Source organism: Leisingera sp. ABM4_101, assembly GCF_056158725.1.
The window spans coordinates 648,636-669,300 of sequence record NZ_JBSWTV010000002.1 but is presented as its reverse complement, the minus strand read 5'-3'; the positions used below and the strand labels follow the sequence as shown (position 1 = coordinate 669,300).

Below are 20,665 nucleotides of genomic sequence, written 5' to 3'. Positions count from 1 at the left end.
GCGGAGATGGTAAAGCGTAAAACGGTCGCGGTCATCGGCGGCGGAGTAAGCGGGCTTGCCGCCGCCAAGGCATTTGCCGAGAAGGGCCATCAGGTTCTGGGGTTTGAGCGCAGCCAGGACCTGGGGGGAGTCTGGGAGCCGTCCCGCTCTTACCCCGGTGTCCAGACACAGTCCCCCAAGGATCTCTATTGCTACACGGACCTTCCAATGCCGAAGGAGTATCCGGAATGGCCAAAGGGGCCTCAGGTCCACGCCTATTTGCATTCCTACGCGGCCAGGCATGGGCTGCATAAGCTGTTTCAGCTGAACAGCAATGTGCTGGAAATGGACCGGCGGCCGGATGGACAGCCGGGCTGGCGGCTGCTCATAGAAACCGGTGGCGAACGCAAGGTGCTGGACACCGACTTTACCGTGATCTGCACCGGTCAGTTCTCGGAAAAGAACATACTGACCCACCCCGGACAGGACGCCTTTGTCTCGCAGGGCGGTGAGGTGATGCACTCCTCCGAATACCTGGACCCCGAACAGGCGCGCGGCAAACGTGTTGTTGTGCTGGGCGGATCCAAATCCGCCACGGACGTTGCAGTAAACGCGGCGCAAAACGGTGCCCGGCAGGTGCATCTGGTCTACAGGCAGAATGTCTGGCGGGTGCCGTATTTCGTCGGAGGCATCAATTTCAAGAAGCTGCTGTACATGCGGGCACAGGAAGCGCAGTTCAACGGCTGGGGCCGCAGTTTTCTGCACAAGGCTTTGTACAGCCTTGCAAAACCGCTCATATGGGCAAATTTCCGCGGTCTCGAGACCTTGCTGAAGATGCAGCTGGGGCTGAAGAAATGGGACATGGTGCCGGACATTCCGATTGAAAAGGATGTGTCCTGCTCAGTGCCAATTGTGACGCCGGGTTTGTTCGAAGGGTTCAAAGACGGCTCTATCATCCCGCGCCGCACAACCTTTTCGCGCTACGAAGGGGATGAAATTGTGCTGGAGACCGGCGAAAGAATAGGTGCTGATCTGGTGATTTCAGCGGTTGGCTGGAAACTGGGCATCCCGTATCTGGCGCAGCCCTATTTGGACAAGCTCATCGAGGCGGACGGCCAGTACCGGACGTACCGCCTGGCAGTGAACCCGGACCTGCCGGAGATGGGGTTTGTTGGCTTCAACTCCAGCTTCTGTACCATCTTGTCGGCGGAGATGGTGGCCAACTGGCTTGTCCGCTTTGCCGATGGGAAACTGGCGCGGCAGCCCTCCCGGGCCGAGATGGAAGAGAACATCCAGATGATGCTTGATTGGCGCCGCAAGGAAAGGCCGGCAGCTCAGATCTATGGCGGGCTTTGCTCGGCTCCCTTTCATTTCAAGCATTTCGATGAATTGCTGATCGACATGGGCGCGTCGCAATGGAAGCGGTCCAATTTTCTGACGGAGCAATTCGCGCCTCCCGATGCCAGTGCCTACGGGCGGTTTCTGGCAACAGCGCCGCAGTATCAAGCGGCTTGAGGTCTCACTGCTGCGCCCGCTGGAAACGGTGGGCGCGGTGCCTTGGGACGCAAGCAAGCCAAATTCGCCGCAATCTGTTTCGATGGGTTTTAGAGGGAATGGTGCCCAGGAGAGGACTCGAACCTCCACGTCCATACGGACACTAGCACCTGAAGCTAGCGCGTCTACCAATTCCGCCACCTGGGCAGGTGTCGTGAGACCGGCGTATATGGCGGTTTCCTGAGGGCGTCAAACGGAAAATTGGCGCAGCTTGGCGAGGGCCGGAACCCTGGGCAGAGCCCATTGCCGCGGCGTGTTATATCCGGGTCATGAAATTCATCTTGCAAGCAATATCAGTCAGAAAAACGACCCAGGCAGCTTGGGTTTCATCATTCCAGTCAGTCCCCAGCGTACTCGCCAGGGCGCCGGTGAAACTGGATATGAAACCTTCGAAATGGGCGTCGGACACTTCCAGCTTGCGGTGTTTTTTGCCTTGCTGCTGAAGGATTGAATCCAGCCGGCGGGAATCATCCAGTGCTTCGGCAATATGGGTGAGCGACGCCAGCAGCTTTTCCTCTTGCTGTGACAAGTCATCTGGAAACAGATCGCGGATGTCCGGGCAGGTTTCAAAGAACTTCCGGTAGAACGCCGGCACGAAAGCTTCGAGGTCCATCCGCTCGCTTTCGATGCTCTTCCGGATCAGGGCTTTGTCCTTTTCGCTGACCATTTGAATAAGTCTCCTGAGCACTCATCAGAATAAGAGTATTAAACACACCATTTTGCCTTAACGCCCCGGGGCTGAAGGGAAGGTTAAGCAAACCGTAAAAAGCGCAGCTCCCAGCCTGCGGAGGCGGCGGTTTCTGATGCCAATGCTGTGGAATATCCACGTTTTGCGCCTTGTTTGACGCCTCATGCGGCGCTACAGCATAGAGGCAGCTAAATTCAGGAGCCTAAAGATGTCCAAACTGGTCACGATCTATGGCGGATCCGGTTTTGCAGGCCGTTACATTGCGCGGCGCATGGCCAAGGAAGGCTGGCGTGTGCGGGTGGCCGTGCGCCGGCCAAATGAAGCCATGCATGTGAAGCCTTATGGTGTTCCGGGCCAGGTGGAGCCGGTTTTCTGCAATATCCGCGACGACATGTCGGTCGCCTCTGTCATGCAGGGGGCGGATGCGGTGGTGAACTGCGTCGGCGTGCTGAATGAGTTGGGTAAGAACACTTTTGGATCAATCCACGCTGAAGGTGCAGGGCGTATCGCCCGTATTGCAGCGCAGCAGGGTGTTGCCCAACTCGTGCATATTTCCGCAATCGGCGCTGACGCGAATGCTGCCAGCGAATATTCCCGCACCAAGGCCGCAGGCGAAGCCGCAGTGCTGCAGAATTTCCCGGATGCAATGATCCTCCGCCCCTCCGTGATCTTCGGGGCCGAAGACGGGTTCTTCAACCGTTTTGCCGCGATGTGCCGGCTGTCTCCGCTGCTGCCGATTGCTGCGGGCGCAACCAAATTCCAGCCTGTCTTTGCCGATGATGTGGCCAAGGCCGCTGTTATGGGCGTTTTGGGCGAAGCAGAAAGCGGCATCTATGAGCTGGGCGGGCCGGAAGTGAAGAGTTTCCGGGCGCTGATGGAGCAAATGCTGGGCGTGATTCACCGCCGCCGCATCATTCTGTCGCTGCCGGGGTTTGTGGCAAAGCTTGTGGCGTTTGGCTTTGACATGGTTCAGGCCGCCAGCTTCCAGCTGATTGAAAACAAGGTTTTGACCCGCGATCAGCTGAAAAGCCTTAAGGCAGACAATGTTGTTTCCGAAGCGGCCAAGGGATTTGCTGATCTGGGCATCAGCCCGGTTTCCGCCGGGTCTGTGCTGCCGGATTACCTGTGGAAATTCCGTCCTTCCGGGCAATACGACGAAATGACAAATTCGGCGCGCAACCTGCGCAATGGCGCCTGAACAGCCAGTCAAGGCCAAGGGTTTGAAAGCGCGGAAGCAATTCCGCGCTTTTTTGCATCCCGGTTCAGCTGCTGTAGGCGATGGCCAGCAGCACCAGGCCCAGGATCACCCGGTAAATCACGTAGGGCGTGAAGCTGACGGAGCGCAGCAGCCGCATCATCAGGCTGAGCGCCGCCAGGGCGGAAAGCATGGCCAGCACCGCGGCGATCCCGGCATCGCGCATCAGCGCAGTGTTGGCCTCTAGTGCCACTTCGGTTCCCAGCAGTGCGCCGGAGGCGATGATCGTCGGGATCGACATCAGCATGGCAATCCGGGCGCCGTCTTCGCGGGTGTAGCCGAGCTGCCGCGCGCCGGTGATAGTGATGCCGGAGCGCGAGGTGCCGGGGATCAGCGCCAGCATTTGCCACAGTCCCATGATCAGCGCGTCGCGTAGGCCCCAATCACCGGCCTGTTTCACTTCGGCGCCTTTCTGGTCGGCCCAGTAGAGCACCAATCCAAAGCCAAGCATGGTCCAGCCGATTACGGTGATCGACCGCAGCGCATCGCTGAGGCCGGTGAAATGCAGTGCTGCGCCGAACAGGATGGTGGGGATGGTGGCCACGATCAGCCCCGTAGCAAGCCGGGAGCCCGGCGTGTCGGTGCGGCCGGTCAAAGCGCGGGGCAGACCGGCCAGCCCTTTGCGCACATCGCTCCAGAAATAGACCATCACCGCCGCCAGGGTGCCCACATGCACGGCGACGTCGATCACCTGGCCCTGGTCATTGAGTCCTGTGAGGCCAGGCAGCAGAATCAGGTGGCCGGAGGAGGAAACAGGCAGGAATTCGGTAATGCCTTGGATCAACGCAACCAGGATCAGCTGAAAAAGCGGCATGCTGAAATCATCCTTCGCTGGCCGCGGATGGGCCGTAAACTGTCGCGACTCTGTATAAATCCCGGCTCTGGATTGGAAAGCGGTTATTCGGGTCCGATACGGACCTAAAATTTCTGTACATTTCCGCGAAAAACGATATCAGAAGTAAAGCGCTGGCAAAATAGGTCAGCAAAGTTGACATAAAAGCGTAACCGTACCTGCAGGGGTGCCTGCGCAGCCAGACAAACGATGGAGTCCAGCCCGTGGCCAAGCAACCGATGCTGAAATTTGTGCAGATCGAACGCGACATGCCGGAGAAGCGTGACGCGAGTGTACGCAAGGAAGACTTCAATGAGATTTACGCAGAGTACGCTGCTGCCAAGGCCGAAGAACAGGCCAGCCGCTGCAGCCAGTGCGGTGTGCCCTATTGCCAGAGCCACTGCCCGCTGCACAACAACATCCCCGACTGGCTGCGCCTGACCGCCACCGGCCGCCTGGAAGAGGCCTATGCCACCAGCCAGGCCACCAACACCTTCCCGGAGATTTGCGGCCGCATCTGCCCGCAGGACCGCCTGTGCGAAGGCAACTGCGTGATCGAGCAGTCCGGCCATGGCACCGTGACCATCGGCTCGGTCGAGAAATACATCACCGACACCGCCTGGGAAAACGGCTGGGTGAAGCCCGCCGCGCCGCTGGCCGAGCGCAGCGAGAGAGTTGGCATCATCGGCGCAGGCCCCGGCGGCCTGGCGGCGGCGGATATGCTGCGCAAGGCGGGGGTGCAGGTCACCGTTTATGACCGCTATGACCGCGCGGGCGGGCTGCTGATGTACGGTATCCCCAGCTTTAAGCTGGAAAAGGACGTGGTGGAGCGCCGCAACAAGCTGCTGGCCGACGGCGGCGTGACTTTCGTGCTGAACTGCAATGTGGGCGAGGACATCTCGTTTGAGGAGATCCGGGCCAAGCATAACGCGGTGATCATCGCCACCGGCGTCTATAAATCGCGCGATCTGGCGATGCCGGGCAGCGGGTCCGAAGGCATTGTTAAGGCGATCGATTTCCTGTGCGCCTCCAACAAGAAGAGCTTTGGCGATGAGGTTGCCGAGTTCGACAACGGCGACCTGAATGCCGAAGGCAAAAAGGTTGTGGTGATCGGCGGCGGCGACACTGCGATGGACTGCGTGCGGACCTCGATCCGCCAGGGCGCTACATCGGTCAAATGCCTCTACCGCCGCGACCGCGCCAACATGCCGGGTTCGCAGCGCGAGACCCAGAACGCCGAGGAAGAAGGCGTGGTTTTTGAGTGGCTGTCGGCGCCCAAGGGCTTCACCGATGAGGGCGGCAAGGTGTCCGGGGTGATGGTGCAGAAGATGCGCCTGGGCCAGCCGGATGCCTCGGGCCGCCAGGCGCCGGAAGTGATCGAAGGAGCGGATTACGTGGAAGAGGCGGATCTGGTGATCAAAGCCTTGGGCTTTGAGCCGGAAGAGCTGCCGACCCTTTGGAACCAGCCGGAGCTGCCGGTGACCCGCTGGGGCACTGTCAAAGCCGCGTTCAAAACCGGTGCGACCGAACTGGACGGCGTCTATGCGGTGGGCGACATCGTGCGCGGTGCCTCGCTGGTGGTTTGGGCGATCAAGGACGGCCGCGACTGCGCCGAGGCGATCCTGGAGAACTTCAACAGCAAGGCCGCGGTGGCGGCGGAATAAGGCGGCACCCCCCGTACACCGTCTGTGCACCCCCTGTGCACCGGCGGCGCAGCGGGCCAACCGCAGCAAGGTCAGCATTGCTGACCCAGCCAGCAGAAGGAACATGGATATGAGCGAGTTGAAGGGACAATGCATGTGCGGCGCGGTGACCGTCACCGCCACCCCGGCGCGCGCGTCCGTTTCCGCCTGCCACTGCGAAATGTGCCAGCGCTGGGCCAGCGGGCCGTACCTGAGCTTTCAGGCGGCCAGCGGCTATGCGGCGCTGGGGCCGGTGCAGACCTATCAGTCCTCCAGCTGGGCCGAGCGGGCGTTCTGCGGCAAGTGCGGATCGTCGCTGTGGTACCGGATGACCTCGGGCGAGCATAAGGGCCAGACGCAGATGTCGGCTGGCCTGTTTGAAAATGCTGGCGGCAATGCGCTGGGGCTGGAGATCTATGTCGACAAGAAGCCCGCGGGCTATGCCTTTGACAGCAGCTGCCGCAAGCTGACCGGTGCCGAGGTGATCGGCATGTTCACCCAAGCCAATAAGGAAGAGGCGTGAGGCCCCGGGCCCCGCGCTGATTGCCATGCGGCTGAAGCTACGCAAATCCCTCCGCCAGGCCATGTTCCGCCTGCGATCCCGCCGCCTCCACGCGGATGCAGCGCTGGAGATCCGTGCGCTGGAAGGGCGCGGGGACGGCGGCATGATTGTGTTCACCAGCTATCACGCCAATGCCGCCAAGCGCGGGCTGCTGGAGTTTGCGGCCAGCGCCTCGGACGGGGGCGCGCGCCATTGCATCTTTGTCACCGACCGCCGCCAGGGCTGGTTCCAGGGCGCAGGCGTTGCGGCTGCGATTCTTCGGGCCGTGTCCGGTTATGTCCAGCAGCGCGGCTTGCGGCGGCTGATGACGGTCGGGGTGTCGATGGGCGGATATGGCGCGCTGTCCTATGCCGCGGAGCTGGGGGCCGGCCGCGCGCTGGCGCTGGCGCCGCAATACTGCCCGCGCCCGGAGACGTTTCCGGCGGACCGCCGCTGGATCGGGGCGCGCAGCCGGATCGCGGACTTCAGCCGTCCGGCGCTGGATCAGGCGATGGGCGGGCAGGTGCAGTACACCCTGCTGCATGGGCGCCATAATGCCGAGGATGCGCTGCACTGGCAGGCCTTCCCGCAGGGGCCGGGTATCCATCATTACCTGGCTGAGCGCGACAGCCACGATGTTGTCGACCCGCTGCGCGACGCGGGAGCGCTATATCCGGTGATCGGCGCCGTCTGGCAGGACGATCAGGACCACGTGAAAACCCTAATGCAACGGATCCGCGCGGTGCCCCGCGCCTGGGGCGAACGCGCCCTGGATCTGCACACACAACCGGCCGCAGCTGCATGCTGCGCCATCAGTTAATCGGAGAACGTCATGACCAAATTTGATGCCGCATGGGTCAAGGCCGAGGAAAACAAGCGCAAATGGATGGCCGAAAATGGTCTCTATTCCGAGGAGGAAGAGCATTCCTCCTGCGGCGTGGGCCTGGTGGTTTCGGTTGACGGCAAGAAAAGCCGCAAGGTGGTTGAGGCCGGCATCGACGCGCTGAAGGCGATCTGGCACCGCGGCGCGGTGGATGCCGACGGCAAGACCGGCGACGGCGCGGGCATCCATGTGCAGATTCCGGTTCCGTTCTTCTATGACCAGATCCGCCGCACCGGCCACGAGCCGCGCCAGGATGAGCTGATGGCTGTGGGCCAGGTGTTCCTGCCGCGCACCGATTTCGGCGCCCAGGAGCGCTGCCGGACCATCGTCGAGACCGAAGTTCTGCGCATGGGCTATTCGATCTACGGCTGGCGCCATGTGCCGGTGGATGTGACCTGCCTGGGCGAAAAGGCCAATGCGACCCGCCCGGAAATCGAGCAGATCCTGATTTCCAACGCCAAGGGCGTGGATGAGGAAACCTTTGAGCGCGAGCTGTATGTGATCCGCCGCCGGATCGAGAAGGCAGCCAATGCCGCGGCGATTTCGGGCCTGTACATTGCGTCGCTGTCCTGCCGCTCGATCATCTACAAGGGGATGATGCTGGCGGAGCAGGTTGCGGTGTTCTACCCGGACCTGATGGATGAGCGGTTTGAGAGCGCCTTTGCGATCTATCACCAGCGCTATTCCACCAACACATTCCCGCAGTGGTGGCTGGCGCAGCCGTTCCGGATGCTGGCGCATAACGGCGAGATCAACACGCTGAAGGGCAACCTGAACTGGATGAAGAGCCATGAGATCCGCATGGCTTCGGCGACCTTTGGCGACTATGCCGAGGACATCAAGCCGATCGTGCCGGGCGGGGCGTCGGACTTTGCCGCGCTGGATGGGGTGTTCGAGGTTCTGGTGCGCGCGGGCCGGTCGGCGCCGATGGCGAAAACCATGCTGGTGCCGGAAAGCTGGTCCAAGCAGGCGGTGGAGCTGCCGCAGGCGTGGCGCGACATGTATTCCTACTGCAACTCTGTGATGGAGCCCTGGGACGGCCCCGCGGCGCTGGCGATGACCGACGGCCGCTGGGTCTGCGCGGGCCTGGACCGCAACGGGTTGCGCCCGATGCGCTATGTGGTGACCGGCGACGGGCTGGTTATTGCGGGCTCTGAGGCGGGCATGGTGCCGATTGACGAGGCATCGGTGGTTGAGAAGGGCGCGCTGGGTCCGGGCCAGATGCTGGCCGTCGATATGCAAAAGGGCAAATTGTTCAACGACCAGCAGATCAAGGACAAGCTGGCGCGCGCGCTGCCGTTCGGCGACTGGGTCAAGCGGATCAACGATCTGGACGCGACTTTGGCGCAAGTGACCGAACAGCCGCTGTTCAGCGGCGAGGAGCTGCGCCGCCGCCAGGTTGCGGCCGGCTATTCCATTGAGGAGCTGGAGCAGATCCTGGTGCCGATGGCCGAGGACGGCAAGGAAGCGCTGGCCTCGATGGGTGATGACACCCCGTCTGCCGTGCTGTCCAAGATGTACCGCCCGCTGAGCCATTTCTTCCGCCAGAACTTCAGCCAGGTGACCAACCCGCCGATCGACAGCTTGCGGGAATTCCGGGTGATGTCGCTGAAAACCCGCTTTGGCAACCTGAAGAACGTGCTGGATGAGGACAGCTCCCAGACTGAGATCATCGTGCTGGAAAGCCCGTTTGTGGGTAACGCCCAGTGGGACAAGCTGGTGGAGCAGCTGAATGCGCCGCTGGCAGAGATCGACTGTACCTTTGAACCGGGCCGCGGGTCCCTGAGTGCCGCGCTGGAGCGGATCCGGTCCGAGGCCGAGGAGGCGGTGCGTTCCGGTGCCGGCCACATCGTGCTGACCGACCAGCATTCCGGTGCTGACAGGGTGGCAATGCCGATGATCCTGGCGACCTCTGCCGTGCATTCGCATCTGACCCGCAAGGGGCTGCGCACCTTCTGCTCGCTGAATGTGCGGTCGGCGGAATGCATCGACCCGCATTATTTTGCGGTGCTGATCGGCTGCGGCGCCACCGTGGTGAACGCCTATCTGGCCGAGGATTCGCTGGCTGACCGTATCGAACGCGGGCTGCTGGACGGCTCGCTGACCGACAATGTTGCGCGCTACCGCGAAGCCATCGACCAGGGTCTGTTGAAGATCATGGCCAAGATGGGGATTTCGGTGGTGTCCTCCTACCGCGGCGGGTTGAACTTTGAGGCGGTGGGTCTGTCCCGCGCCATGTGTGCGGAGTATTTCCCGGGTATGACCAGCCGCATTTCCGGCATCGGCGTGACCGGCATCCAGACCAAGGCGGAGGAAATCCACGCCAAGGCCTGGAAGACCCAGGAAGGCATCCTGCCCATTGGGGGCTTCTACAAGGCGCGCAAATCGGGCGAGACCCACGCGTGGGAAGCGACCTCCATGCATATGATGCAAATGGCCTGTAACAGAGCCTCATATGAGCTGTGGAAACAGTATTCGGCGAAGATGCAGAGCAATCCGCCGATCCACCTGCGCGACCTGTTGCAGATCAAGCCGCTGGGCAAGGCAGTGCCGATTGAAGAGGTCGAATCGATCACCTCGATCCGCAAGCGGTTTGTCACCCCGGGCATGTCGCTCGGCGCGCTGTCGCCCGAGGCGCATAAGACGCTGAACGTGGCGATGAACCGGATCGGTGCCAAGTCGGACTCCGGCGAGGGCGGTGAAGATCCGGCGCATTTCGTGCCGGAGCCGAATGGCGACAACCCGTCTGCGAAGATCAAGCAGGTGGCCTCGGGCCGCTTTGGCGTCACTGCCGAATACCTGAACCAGTGCGAAGAGCTGGAGATCAAGGTGGCCCAGGGCGCCAAGCCCGGCGAGGGCGGCCAGCTGCCGGGGATGAAGGTGACCGACCTGATTGCCCGCCTGCGCCACTCGACCAAGGGTGTCACGCTGATCTCGCCGCCGCCGCACCACGATATCTACTCGATCGAGGACCTGGCGCAGCTGATCTATGACCTGAAGCAGATCAACCCGCGCTGCAAGGTGACGGTGAAGCTGGTGGCGTCTTCGGGTGTTGGCACCATCGCCGCGGGCGTTGCCAAGGCGAAGGCTGACATCATCCTGATCTCGGGCCACAACGGTGGCACCGGGGCGTCGCCTGCGACCTCGATCAAATATGCGGGCCTGCCGTGGGAGATGGGCCTGACCGAGGCGCATCAGGTGCTGGCGATGAACAACCTGCGCGAGCGAGTGACGCTGCGCACCGACGGCGGCCTGCGCACCGGGCGCGATATCGTGATGGCAGCGATGCTGGGCGCCGAGGAATACGGCATTGGGACAGCTGCCCTGATCGCCATGGGCTGCATCATGGTGCGCCAGTGCCAGTCCAACACCTGTCCGGTCGGGGTCTGCACCCAGGACGAGAGCTTGCGCGCCAAGTTCACCGGCAACGCGGACAAGGTGGTGAACCTGATCACCTTCTATGCCCAGGAAGTGCGGGAAATCCTCGCCTCCATCGGCGCCCGCAGCCTGGACGAGGTGATCGGCAGGGCCGACCTGCTGGCGCAGGTATCGCGCGGGTCCGCGCATCTGGATGATCTGGACCTGAACCCGCTGCTGATCACCGTCGATGGCTCCGCCAATATCGTCTATAACCGTGACAAGGAGCGCAACGCGGTGCCGGACACGCTGGATGCGGAGATCGTGCGCGATGCCGCCCGCTTCCTGCAGGATGGCGAAAAGATGCAGCTGTCCTATGCCGTGCAGAACACCCACCGCACCGTGGGCACCCGCACCTCCAGCCATATCGTGCGCAACTTCGGCATGCGGAATTCGTTCCAGCCGGACCACCTGACGGTGAAGCTGCAGGGGTCTGCCGGCCAGGCGCTTGGCGCCTTTGCGGCGCCGGGGCTGAAGCTGGAAGTGTCGGGCGATGCCAACGACTATGTCGGCAAGGGCCTGTCGGGCGGCATCATCGTGGTGCGCCCGCCGCAGGTGAGCCCGCTGGCGGCGAGCGAGAACACCATCATCGGCAACACCGTGCTGTACGGTGCCACCGATGGCTACCTGTTTGCGGCGGGCCGCGCGGGCGAGCGCTTTGCGGTCCGCAACTCCGGTGCATCGGTGGTGATCGAGGGCTGCGGCTCCAACGGCTGTGAATATATGACCGGCGGTGTTGCGGTGATCCTCGGCTCAATCGGCGCTAACTTCGGCGCCGGCATGACCGGCGGCATGGCATACCTCTATGACCCTGAGGGCAAGGCCGCGGATCTGATGAACATGGAATTGCTGGTCACCTGCCCGGTCACCGTTGCCCATTGGGAAGCAGAGCTGAAGGGCCTGATTGCCCGCCACCTGGATGAAACCGGCAGCCGCAAGGCCGCTGAAATCCTGCAGCATTGGGACATCGAGAAGGCGAACTTCCTGCAGGTCTGCCCGAAAGAGATGCTCGACAAGCTGCCGCATCCGGTGATGCAGGAGCAGGCGGCCGTTCCGGCGGAATAAGCCTGGTTAGAGACTGAAATCAGAACCCCGCAGGCAAATGCTTGCGGGGTTTTCTTTTTGGCAGTTGGTTCCCGGGTACATGCTGGCCTATAGAGAGGCATGGCAAAGGCAGTTGCAAAAAAGAAGAAAACCAAGAGCAGCAAAAAGACGGCGAGGCTGAAGATCCAGCCGCTGCGCTGGCTGCGGCGCTGGGTTTTGCGGGGGGCGCTGGGCGTTGCTGCGGTGTTCCTGTTTCTGATCCTGCTCTATTCGGTGGTGAACCCGCCGATCACCCATACCATCTGGGCCGAGCAGCGCCGCCTGGGCGAAGTGGACCGGATGTGGGTGCCGCTGGAGGAAACCGCGCCGGTGCTGGCGCGCTCTGTGGTGGCGGCGGAGGATGCGCAGTTCTGCCGCCATTGGGGGTTTGATGCCCGTGCCATTCAGGCGGCAATCGAGGCCGGCGGCAGCCGCGGCGGCTCCACCATCTCGCAGCAGGTGGTGAAGAACGTGTTCCTGTGGCAGGGCCGCAGCTGGCCGCGCAAGGTGCTGGAAACGCTGCTGACTCCGGTGGTGGAGATCGTCTGGAGCAAGCGGCGCATCCTGGAAGTCTATTTGAACGTGGCCGAAATGGATGAGGGCGTCTTTGGCGCCGAAGCGGCGGCGCGTAAATATTTCGGGGTTGGCCCGGAGGATCTGAGCGCCCGCCAGGCGGCGCTGATTGCCGCGGTGCTGCCCAACCCCAAGGAGCGGTCGGCCCGCAAACCGTCAAGCTTTGTGCAGCGGAGGGCGCGGCAGATCCAGGACGGGGCGGCCACCATTCGCGCAGACGGGCGGGCGGATTGTTTCGAGGATTGAATCTTCCGCCCACCCAAGGCATTGCTGAAACAACCGTTGTAAGTTTTCTGGAGACCCCCTGTAGCCATGGCGCGCCTGTACCACGTTCCCCTGTCCCCCTATTGCCGCAAGGTGCGGTTGTCGCTGGCAGAGAAGAAGATCGAGGTTGAGCTGGTCGAGGAGCGCTATTGGGAGCAGGATCCGGACTTTCTGCGCCGCAACCCGGCCGCCAAGGTGCCGGTGATCCGGCTGGACGGGCAGATGATGGCCGAAAGCGCGGCGATCTGCGAATACCTGGAGGAAACCCGGCCCGAGCCGCCGCTGATGCCCAAGGATGCCGAGGGCCGCTATGAGGTGCGCCGCCTGGTCAGCTGGTTTGACGACAAGTTCCACCACGAGGTGACGTCAAAGCTGCTGTATGAGCGGGTGAACAAGAAGATCACCGGCGAGGGCTACCCGGACAGCCGCAACGTCAAGGCCGGCGCCAAGGCGATCAAGTACCATTTGGATTACATGGCCTGGCTGCTGGATCACCGGCGCTGGCTGGCAGGGGACATGATGACGCTGGCGGATTTTGCTGCCGCCGCGCATCTGTCTTCGCTGGACTATATCTCGGATGTGGACTGGAACCGCTCGGCGGTGGTCAAGGACTGGTATGCCAAAATCAAATCGCGGCCTGCCTTCCGGTCGATCCTGGCTGATCAGGTGCCGGGGTTCCGGCCGCCGCCGCATTACACCGATCTGGATTTCTGATATCAACGGGGTTAGGGGGCGCTGCCCCCGCGGCCCGGCGGGCCGCTCCCCCGGAGTATTTTTGGCAAGATGAAAGAGCGAGCCGGCATCAAGGATAAACTGGTGGCGCAGGCGCTGGCAGAGGGGTTTGTCTCCTGCCGGATCTGCCGCCCGTGGGATGTGCCGCAGGTGCCCGAGCGGCTGCAGGCCTTTCTTGAGGCCGGGTATCACGGTCAGATGGGCTGGATGGCGGAACGGACCCATTGGCGCGGCGACCCGGCTGAGCTGTGGCCGGAGGCGCGCTCAGTGATCATGCTGGCCGAGAGCTATACGCCGGAAGAGGACCCGATGGCGGTGGTGGGGCAGGCGGATCGCGGCGCGGTGTCTGTCTATGCCCGGAACAAGGATTATCACGATCTGGTCAAGAAACGGCTGAAACGGCTGGCGCGCTGGCTGATTGCGGAGGCCGGGGAGGACTGTGAGGTCAAGGTTTTTGTCGACACCGCACCGGTGCCGGAGAAGGCATTGGGTCAGGCGGCTGGGCTGGGCTGGCAGGGCAAGCACAGCAATCTGGTGAGCCGGGATTGGGGCAATTGGGCCTTTTTAGGCTCTGTTTTCACCACGCTGGAGCTGCCCGCGGATGAAGCCGAGCCGGACCGCTGCGGGTCCTGCCGGGCCTGTCTGGACAGTTGCCCGACCGATGCCTTTCCGGCGCCCTACCAGGTCGATGCGCGGCGCTGCATTTCCTACCTGACCATTGAGCATAAAGGCCCTGTGGAAGAGGAACTGCGCGGCAAGCTGGGCAACCGGATCTATGGCTGCGACGATTGCCTGGCGGCCTGTCCCTGGAACAAGTTTGCAGTGGCGGCGAGCGACATGCGCTATGCCGCGCGCGAGGAGCTGAAGGCGCCGCGGCTGGCGGAGCTGGCGGTGCTGGATGATGCGGCGTTCCGGGCGATGTTCTCCGGCTCGCCGATCAAGCGCATCGGGCGCGACCGCTTTGTGCGCAATGTGCTGTATGCGATTGGCAATTCCGGCCTGGTGGAGCTGCGCGAAGTGGCGCGCGGGCTGGCGGAGGATCCGGACCCGGCGGTGGCGGATGCGGCGGCTTGGGCGGTTCAACGGCTTTCGTGACGCAAACAGGATGGACGGGCCGCAAATAGGCGTTACACCCGGTCCGGCGAACAGAATTAGAAGGGGCTGGGCATGGCGTTGCTGCTGGGAGTGGACACGGGCGGAACCTATACGGATGCGGTGCTGATCCGCGACGAGAAGGAGGTGATCGCCTCAGCCAAGTCGCTGACCACGCGCCAGGATCTGGCAATCGGCGTTGGCGGCGCAATCCGGGCGGTGCTGGAGCAGTCCGGGGTGCAGCCGCAGGAGGTGTCGCTGGCGGCGCTGTCCACCACTTTGGCCACCAATGCGCTGGTCGAGGGGCAGGGCGGCCGGGTGGCGCTGATCTATATCGGCTTTAAAGAGGACGATCTGGACCGGCACGGGCTGCGGGACGCGCTGAAGGGCGATCCGGCGCTGGTGATCGGGGGCGGCCACACCCATGCGGGCAGCGAGGCGGCGCCCCTGGACACGGAGGCGCTGGAGATGTTCCTGCGCACCGAAGGGCAGGGGGTGACCGGCTTTGCCGTGGCCAGTGTTTTTGCCACCCGCAATCCGGCGCATGAGGTGGAAGCGGCGCGGATCATCCACGAGCTGACCGGCGCGCCGGCCACCTGCTCGCACCAGCTGTCGGCCAAGCTGAACGGGCCCAAGCGGGCGGTGACGGCGGTGCTGAATGCCCGTCTTATCGGCATGATCGACCGGCTGATCGGGCGGGCGCAGGATACGCTGCGTGATCTGGGGATCGAGGCGCCGATGATGGTGGTGCGCGGTGACGGCGCGCTGATGAGCGGCGAGCAGGCGCGCGAGCGGCCGATTGAGACCATCTTGTCCGGGCCCGCAGCCTCTATCGTCGGGGCGCGCTGGATGACCGGGGCGGACCATGCGCTGGTCAGCGACATTGGCGGAACCACGACGGATGTGGCGTTGATCAAGGATGGTAAGCCGGCGATTGATCCGGCGGGCGCGCGGGTCGGGGCCTTCCGCACCATGGTGGAGGCGGTGGCGATGCGCACCACCGGCCTAGGCGGTGACAGCCAGGTGCATCTGAACACCAGCGGGCTGTCGGGCGGGCTGACCCTGGGGCCGCGGCGGGTGGTGCCGGTTTCGCTGATTGCCGCTGACGCGCCGGAGGTGGTGCATGCGGCGCTGGATGAACAGCTGCGCAATCCCACCGTGGGCGAGTTTGACGGGCGCTTTGTGCGGGCGGTGCCGGGAGTGCCGGTGGCGGGGCTGAGCGAACGCGAGGCCGGGCTGCTGGCGCGGATCGGGATGCAGGTGCATCCCCTGGGGCAGATCCTGCGCACCCGGATGGAGCATGGCTCCTTAGGCCGGCTGGTGGACCGCGGGCTGGTGCAGGTTTCCGGCGTGACGCCCTCGGATGCCAGCCACGTGCTGGGCCGGGTGGAGGCCTGGGACCGGGAGGCGGCAGAGAAGGCGCTGACTCTGTTTGCACGGCGCCGGGTTGGCAGCGGCGACATGGTGGCCAAGGACGCGACGGCATTGGCGCAAATGATCATTGATCAGCTGACAGAACAGACCGCATTGACCTTGTTAGAGTCTGCTTTTTCCGAGGAAGCCGAAGATTTCGGTCTGCCTGCGGATCAGCTGGCGCGGCATGTTCTGATGCAGCGCGGGCTGGCAAAGCACCGCGGCCTGCTGGCGCTGGATGCCGCGCTGAATGTGGATGTGGTGGGGCTGGGCGCCTCTGCCCCCAGCTATTACCCGGCGGTGGGGGAGCGGCTGCATTGCAATATGATCCTGCCGGAACATGCCGGCGTGGCGAATGCCATCGGTGCTGTGGTGGGGCGTGTCACCATGCGGCGCAGCGGCACCGTGACGTCGCCAGCAGAGGGTAAGTACCGGGTGCATCTGGAGAGCGGGCCGGTGGATTACCCGGAGTCCGTCGACGCGCTGGCGGCGCTGGAGGCAGCGCTGGCGCAGGATGCCCGCGGCGCGGCGGAGGAAGCCGGCGCCGAGGATATTCACGTGCATGTGGAGCGGGATATCCGCACCGCGCAGGTGGAATCGCGCGAGGTGTTTGTCGAAGGCACGCTAACGGTGGAAGCCAGCGGGAGGCCGCGGGTGGCGCACGCCTAGCGCCGGTTTCACTGAGCGGGTTTTCGGGGAAAACCCGCAGCCTCCGGCGGGGATATTTTTAGCCAGAAGAAGCAGGTTTGCCTGTTGGGCGTCTTGCATGTGAATAGCCCCGCCGGAGTGCGGCGGGGCTGAAAGTGCTTTGTTAGAACCTATTCCGCGGCAGTATCGCGCTTGGGCAGAACCCAGTCGGGGCGGGCGAAATGGCAGGTGTAGCCATTGGGCAGCCGCTGCAGGTAGTCCTGATGTTCCGGCTCGGCCTCCCAGAAGTCGCCGACGGGTTCGAGTTCTGTCACCACCTTGCCGGGCCAGAGGCCGGAGGCATCGACATCGGCGATAGTGTCAAGCGCTACCTGCTTCTGGGTCTCATCGGCGTAGTAGATGGCCGAACGGTAGCTGGCACCCAGATCGTTGCCCTGGCGGTTCGGGGTGGTCGGGTCGTGGATCTGGAAGAAGAACTCCAGCTGATCCCGGAAGGAGGTGACGGCGGGGTCGAAGATGATCTCGATCCCCTCGGCATGGGTGCCGTGGTTCTTGTAGGTGGCATTGGGCACGTCGCCGCCGGTGTAGCCGACGCGGGTGCTGATGACGCCGGGGCGTTTGCGGATCAGTTCCTGCATGCCCCAGAAACAGCCGCCTGCCAGGACGGCGCGTTCGGTGGTGCTCATTTCACGACCTCCACTTGGTTGATATAGGCGCCATAGCCCTCGGCCTCCATGTCGTCCAGATGCACGAACCGCAGGGAGGCGGAGTTGATGCAATAGCGCAGGCCGCCGCGGTCCATCGGCCCGTCCGGGAACACGTGGCCCAGGTGGCTGTCGCCATGGGTGGAGCGGACCTCAGTGCGGATCATGCCGAGGGTGCGGTCCTCCAGTTCCTGGATATGCGCGGCCTCGATGGGCTTGGTGAAGCTGGGCCAGCCGCAGCCGCTCTCGTATTTGTCGGAGGAGGCAAACAGCGGCTCGCCCGAGACGATATCGACATAGATGCCCGGCTCCTTGTTATTAAGCAGCTTGCCGGTGCCGGGGCGTTCGGTGCCCGCGTTCTGGGTCACATAGAACTCTTCCTCCGACAGCGCGGCAATGGCGTCCGGGTTTTTGAAGTATTTGGTCATGATGTCCTCCCGCCTGTTCGCGTTTGGTGCAGAACATGGGGTCTGGATGGTCAAATGCAAAGCCCTGTTACAGGCGGCTCGCAAAGCCGTGTGCTGAGGAACGCCGGGTGTGCCTTCAGGCGGCGAAGGCGCCGGCCAGCTCCGCCGGCAGTTCGAATTCGCTCAGCACCCGGGCGCGGGCCTCTGCCGACATCTTGCGGGCGGTCTTCTCGACGATGCGCTGCACCTTGTCTGCAGGGTGTTTGGCGGCGAAGGGGGCAAAGTACCATTTCAGGAAGACAAAGCAGATGATGTCTTCCAGCGCCTGCACCTGATCATCGCGCTTGATGCCTTCTTTGCGCAACATCCTGGCGGCGGAGTCCACGTCATCGGCGCCATAGCCTGCCTCCCGCATCAGGGCGGTGACAACTTCGGCGTGGTGCTCTGCCTCGGCCTTGCGCCAGGCGAGATAGCCGGCCCGGCCTTCGGGGAAGGCGCTGCGCTCCAGTTTCCAGCGTTCCACATGCTGGCCGCGGGCGGTGATCTGCAGCACCTCGGCTGCGTCCGGGAACAGGCGGGCCTGTTCTGCGCTCATCCGCTGGCCATAGAGCAGCGCGGCGGGCTGGCCGTCTTCCAAGGTGGGGTCCTGGGCATTGGCGGCGTCGATCGCCTCCAGCACCTGGGTCAGTTGCGCGCTCATGCCGCGTCCTCCTGCTAAGTCTTTGAAACAGGTTACGCTTGAAGGGCTGCGGGTTGCAACGGGCCTGCACGCCGTCAGGCGTGCCGGGCCCAAGGGGCAGGGACGGGCGTCAGCCCGGTTTTGCCGCGCGGGAGGGCTCTGCTGGCGGCGGGGCGGGTTGCCGCGCCAGTTGCACGGCCAGGATGCCCGCGGTGACGATAGCCACGCCGAGCAGGTCGAGGGGGCCCAGTTTTTCCCCTAGCAGCACGCTGGCGACGGCGACGCCGAACACCGGGTTCAGGAAGTGGAAGGTGGCGGCGCGCACCGCACCGATGCGGTTCAGCAGCAGAACCCAGATGAAGGTGGCCATCAGTCCCGGCACGATGGTGGTATAGGTGAAAGCCGCGGCCAGGCGCCAGGTGGGGGTGACAAAGATGTCCTCGGTCAGCGGCGCGGCGATGAACAGGATGGCGGAGCCGACCAGCATCTGCAGCCCGACCACCATCATGAAATTGCCGCCCGAGGTGGCGCCGCGCAGGGCAAGCGTTGCGGTGGTGAGGGCGAGGACGCCAATGACGCAGAGACCAACGCCCAGCATATCGACGCCGGCGCTGAGGCGGGTGCCCATGATCAGCGCCACACCCAGGATGCCTGCGGCCAGCCCGGCGTAACCCAACGGCCGCAGCCGCTCGCCAAACAGCATCCAGCCCGCCAGTGCCACCAGGAGCGGCATGGTGGAGGCGATGATGGCGGCCAGGGACGCCTCGATCCATTGCATGGCGACAAAGTTCAGGCCGAGGTAAAGCGCGTTCTGGCAGATGCCGAAGATCACCGTGGCGCGCCATTGGCCGGGGGTCAGCCGCCAGGTCTGGCCCATGGCGCGGGCAATGGCGACGCCGATCAGGCCGGAGATCAGGAACCGTACCGCCAGCGAAAACAGCGGCGAGGCGTCCTGCACGATGATCCGGGCCGAGGTGAAGGCGGAGGACCACATCAGGGCGAAGGCCAACCCCATGGCAATTGCGCGTGCGTCCATTGTGAATTCCTCCTGCTGCGGCGGAGCTTCGGGGAATTGGCGGGGGAGTGCAAGCGGGGCAGGGGGTCAGCCCAGCCGGGCCACCAGGATCTGCCAGCTGGCAGCGCCGAAGGCGGCGGCAAAGACGGCCTCAAAACCTCGGCGCAGGCGCAGGTACAGGCGGCTGGCGGCGGCGCTGGAGAACAGGATCGCGTAGCCGTGGAAGATCAGCGTGCTTTGCACCGCGATGGCGCCGATCACCACCAGCAGCACCGAGGGTTCAGTGCCGGGGGGGATGCCGATGGCATAGACAGAGCCGAAGAACAGGATGGCCTTGGGGTTGGTCAGATGCAGCGCCAGGCCCTTGGCAAAGGCCGCACGCAGCGAGGCGGCAGACGAGGGGCGCAGGTCCGGCGTGCCGGGCCGGAGGGCAGAGCGGGCGGAGCGGATGGCGAGATACATCAGGTAGGCCGCACCGAAATAGCGGACCGCCTCGAACATCCAGGCGTTGGCCAGCATCACGGCACCGAGGCCAAATGCGGCGGAGACCGACCAGATCAAGGAGCCGGTGCTGACGCCTGCCGCCAGCGCCAGCCCGGCAGCACGGCCGCGCTGCATGGAGGTGCCGGCGATGGTCAGGGTGGCGGGGCCGGGGCTGACGCCGGCCAGCAGCGCGGCACCCAGGATCAGGATCAGATTGACGTTTTCCATGGCTCGGCTCCCTTGCGCTTTGGCAGCAGCGTGCGCCTCTGGGTGGGGCTTTGCAATCAGGAACGATGCGCTGGCGGGCGAACTGTCAGCCGGGACTGCTGCGGCAAAAGAAAAGGGCCGCCCGGCGGGGCAGCCCTGAAACCATCCGGCATGTGATCCGGTATCAGCCGTTGACGCTGTCTTTCAGCGCTTTGGCGATGGTCATCTTGACCACCTTGTCGGCTTCTTTGGTGAACTTCTCGCCGGTGGCCGGGTTGCGCACTTCGCGCTCGGGGCGCTCGCGGCAGTAGATCTTGCCGACGCCCGGCAGAGTCACGGCACCGCCGCCCGACACTTCGCGGGTGATCAGCGAGCAGACTGCTTCCAGCGCGGAGCCAGCGGTTTTCTTGTCGCTGCCCATTTCCTCTGCCAGAGCGGCAACAAGCTGGGTTTTGGTCATCGGTTTGGACATTCTTCGTCTCCTTAAACTGCCCGAACTGTGGGGCCTCATTGCGCGACATTATCGTTATGTTG

Annotated in this window: 18 protein-coding genes and 1 tRNA gene; 10 read left to right on the top strand and 9 right to left on the bottom strand. The window is 63.7% G+C overall.

The window, feature by feature from the left end; translation table 11 throughout:
- Positions 1-6: 6 nt before the first annotated feature.
- Positions 7-1,494 (top strand): flavin-containing monooxygenase, encoded by a 1,488-nt coding sequence (locus tag ACXAEK_RS04215; RefSeq protein WP_475040082.1) that lies wholly within the window; start codon positions 7-9, stop codon positions 1,492-1,494.
- 99 nt (positions 1,495-1,593) lie between these two features.
- Here ACXAEK_RS04215 and ACXAEK_RS04210 read toward each other — a convergent pair.
- Positions 1,594-1,680: transfer RNA gene (locus ACXAEK_RS04210), tRNA-Leu, on the bottom strand.
- 109 nt (positions 1,681-1,789) lie between these two features.
- Positions 1,790-2,200 (bottom strand): globin domain-containing protein, encoded by a 411-nt coding sequence (locus ACXAEK_RS04205; RefSeq protein WP_475040081.1) that lies wholly within the window; start codon positions 2,198-2,200, stop codon positions 1,790-1,792.
- A gap of 229 nt (positions 2,201-2,429) precedes the next feature.
- On the opposite strand from ACXAEK_RS04205, the gene ACXAEK_RS04200 reads away from it, so the two are divergent.
- On the top strand, positions 2,430-3,419 hold the full coding sequence (locus ACXAEK_RS04200) for a complex I NDUFA9 subunit family protein (protein ID WP_475040080.1): 990 nt from the start codon (positions 2,430-2,432) through the stop codon (positions 3,417-3,419).
- 64 nt (positions 3,420-3,483) lie between these two features.
- On the opposite strand, the gene ACXAEK_RS04195 is transcribed toward ACXAEK_RS04200, so the two are convergent.
- Positions 3,484-4,290 (bottom strand): undecaprenyl-diphosphate phosphatase, encoded by an 807-nt coding sequence (locus ACXAEK_RS04195; RefSeq protein WP_475040079.1) that lies wholly within the window; start codon positions 4,288-4,290, stop codon positions 3,484-3,486.
- 242 nt (positions 4,291-4,532) lie between these two features.
- On the opposite strand from ACXAEK_RS04195, the gene ACXAEK_RS04190 reads away from it, so the two are divergent.
- The 8 genes from ACXAEK_RS04190 (at position 4,533) to ACXAEK_RS04155 (ending at position 16,657) form a co-directional block, all read left to right on the top strand.
- Positions 4,533-5,972, top strand: a complete 1,440-nt coding sequence (locus ACXAEK_RS04190) for an NAD(P)-dependent oxidoreductase (protein WP_475040078.1) — start codon at positions 4,533-4,535, stop codon at positions 5,970-5,972.
- A gap of 109 nt (positions 5,973-6,081) precedes the next feature.
- On the top strand, positions 6,082-6,513 hold the full coding sequence (locus tag ACXAEK_RS04185) for a GFA family protein (protein WP_475040077.1): 432 nt from the start codon (positions 6,082-6,084) through the stop codon (positions 6,511-6,513).
- 25 nt (positions 6,514-6,538) lie between these two features.
- Positions 6,539-7,351, top strand: a complete 813-nt coding sequence (locus ACXAEK_RS04180) for an alpha/beta fold hydrolase (protein ID WP_475040076.1) — start codon at positions 6,539-6,541, stop codon at positions 7,349-7,351.
- A gap of 12 nt (positions 7,352-7,363) precedes the next feature.
- Positions 7,364-11,896, top strand: coding sequence for a glutamate synthase large subunit (gltB, locus tag ACXAEK_RS04175; RefSeq protein ID WP_475040075.1), 4,533 nt, complete (start codon positions 7,364-7,366; stop codon positions 11,894-11,896).
- A gap of 99 nt (positions 11,897-11,995) precedes the next feature.
- A complete protein-coding gene (gene mtgA / locus ACXAEK_RS04170) occupies positions 11,996-12,733 on the top strand; it encodes a monofunctional biosynthetic peptidoglycan transglycosylase (RefSeq protein WP_475040074.1) in 738 nt (245 codons plus the stop codon).
- A 66-nt stretch (positions 12,734-12,799) separates the two neighbouring features.
- Positions 12,800-13,465 carry an FtsZ-binding protein FzlA gene (gene fzlA / locus ACXAEK_RS04165; RefSeq protein ID WP_019297524.1) on the top strand — a complete coding sequence of 222 codons (666 nt, stop codon included), beginning with the start codon at positions 12,800-12,802 and terminating at the stop codon, positions 13,463-13,465.
- Between the two features lie 69 nt (positions 13,466-13,534).
- Complete coding sequence (queG, locus tag ACXAEK_RS04160) at positions 13,535-14,578, top strand: tRNA epoxyqueuosine(34) reductase QueG (protein WP_475040073.1); 1,044 nt, start codon at positions 13,535-13,537, stop codon at positions 14,576-14,578.
- A gap of 72 nt (positions 14,579-14,650) precedes the next feature.
- Complete coding sequence (locus ACXAEK_RS04155) at positions 14,651-16,657, top strand: hydantoinase/oxoprolinase N-terminal domain-containing protein (protein ID WP_475040072.1); 2,007 nt, start codon at positions 14,651-14,653, stop codon at positions 16,655-16,657.
- 149 nt (positions 16,658-16,806) lie between these two features.
- On the opposite strand, the gene msrA is transcribed toward ACXAEK_RS04155, so the two are convergent.
- From msrA to ACXAEK_RS04125, 6 genes are all read right to left on the bottom strand, one after another.
- Positions 16,807-17,322 carry a peptide-methionine (S)-S-oxide reductase MsrA gene (msrA, locus tag ACXAEK_RS04150; RefSeq protein ID WP_475040071.1) on the bottom strand — a complete coding sequence of 172 codons (516 nt, stop codon included), beginning with the start codon at positions 17,320-17,322 and terminating at the stop codon, positions 16,807-16,809.
- On the bottom strand, positions 17,319-17,768 hold the full coding sequence (gene msrB, locus ACXAEK_RS04145) for a peptide-methionine (R)-S-oxide reductase MsrB (protein WP_475040070.1): 450 nt from the start codon (positions 17,766-17,768) through the stop codon (positions 17,319-17,321). Before msrB ends, msrA begins: the two co-directional genes overlap by 4 nt.
- Before the next feature lie 115 nt (positions 17,769-17,883).
- Positions 17,884-18,447: a DUF4202 domain-containing protein gene (locus ACXAEK_RS04140; protein WP_475040069.1), complete on the bottom strand. Its 564-nt coding sequence runs from the start codon at positions 18,445-18,447 to the stop codon at positions 17,884-17,886.
- Positions 18,448-18,556: 109 nt separating this feature from the next.
- Complete coding sequence (locus ACXAEK_RS04135; RefSeq protein WP_475040068.1) at positions 18,557-19,462, bottom strand: DMT family transporter; 906 nt, start codon at positions 19,460-19,462, stop codon at positions 18,557-18,559.
- Positions 19,463-19,528: 66 nt separating this feature from the next.
- The gene (locus ACXAEK_RS04130; protein WP_475040067.1) at positions 19,529-20,152 is read right to left on the bottom strand and encodes a LysE family translocator; all 624 of its coding nucleotides are present in this window, start codon (positions 20,150-20,152) and stop codon (positions 19,529-19,531) included.
- 163 nt (positions 20,153-20,315) lie between these two features.
- Positions 20,316-20,603: an HU family DNA-binding protein gene (locus tag ACXAEK_RS04125; RefSeq protein ID WP_008553440.1), complete on the bottom strand. Its 288-nt coding sequence runs from the start codon at positions 20,601-20,603 to the stop codon at positions 20,316-20,318.
- Between the last annotated feature and the right edge of the window lie 62 nt (positions 20,604-20,665).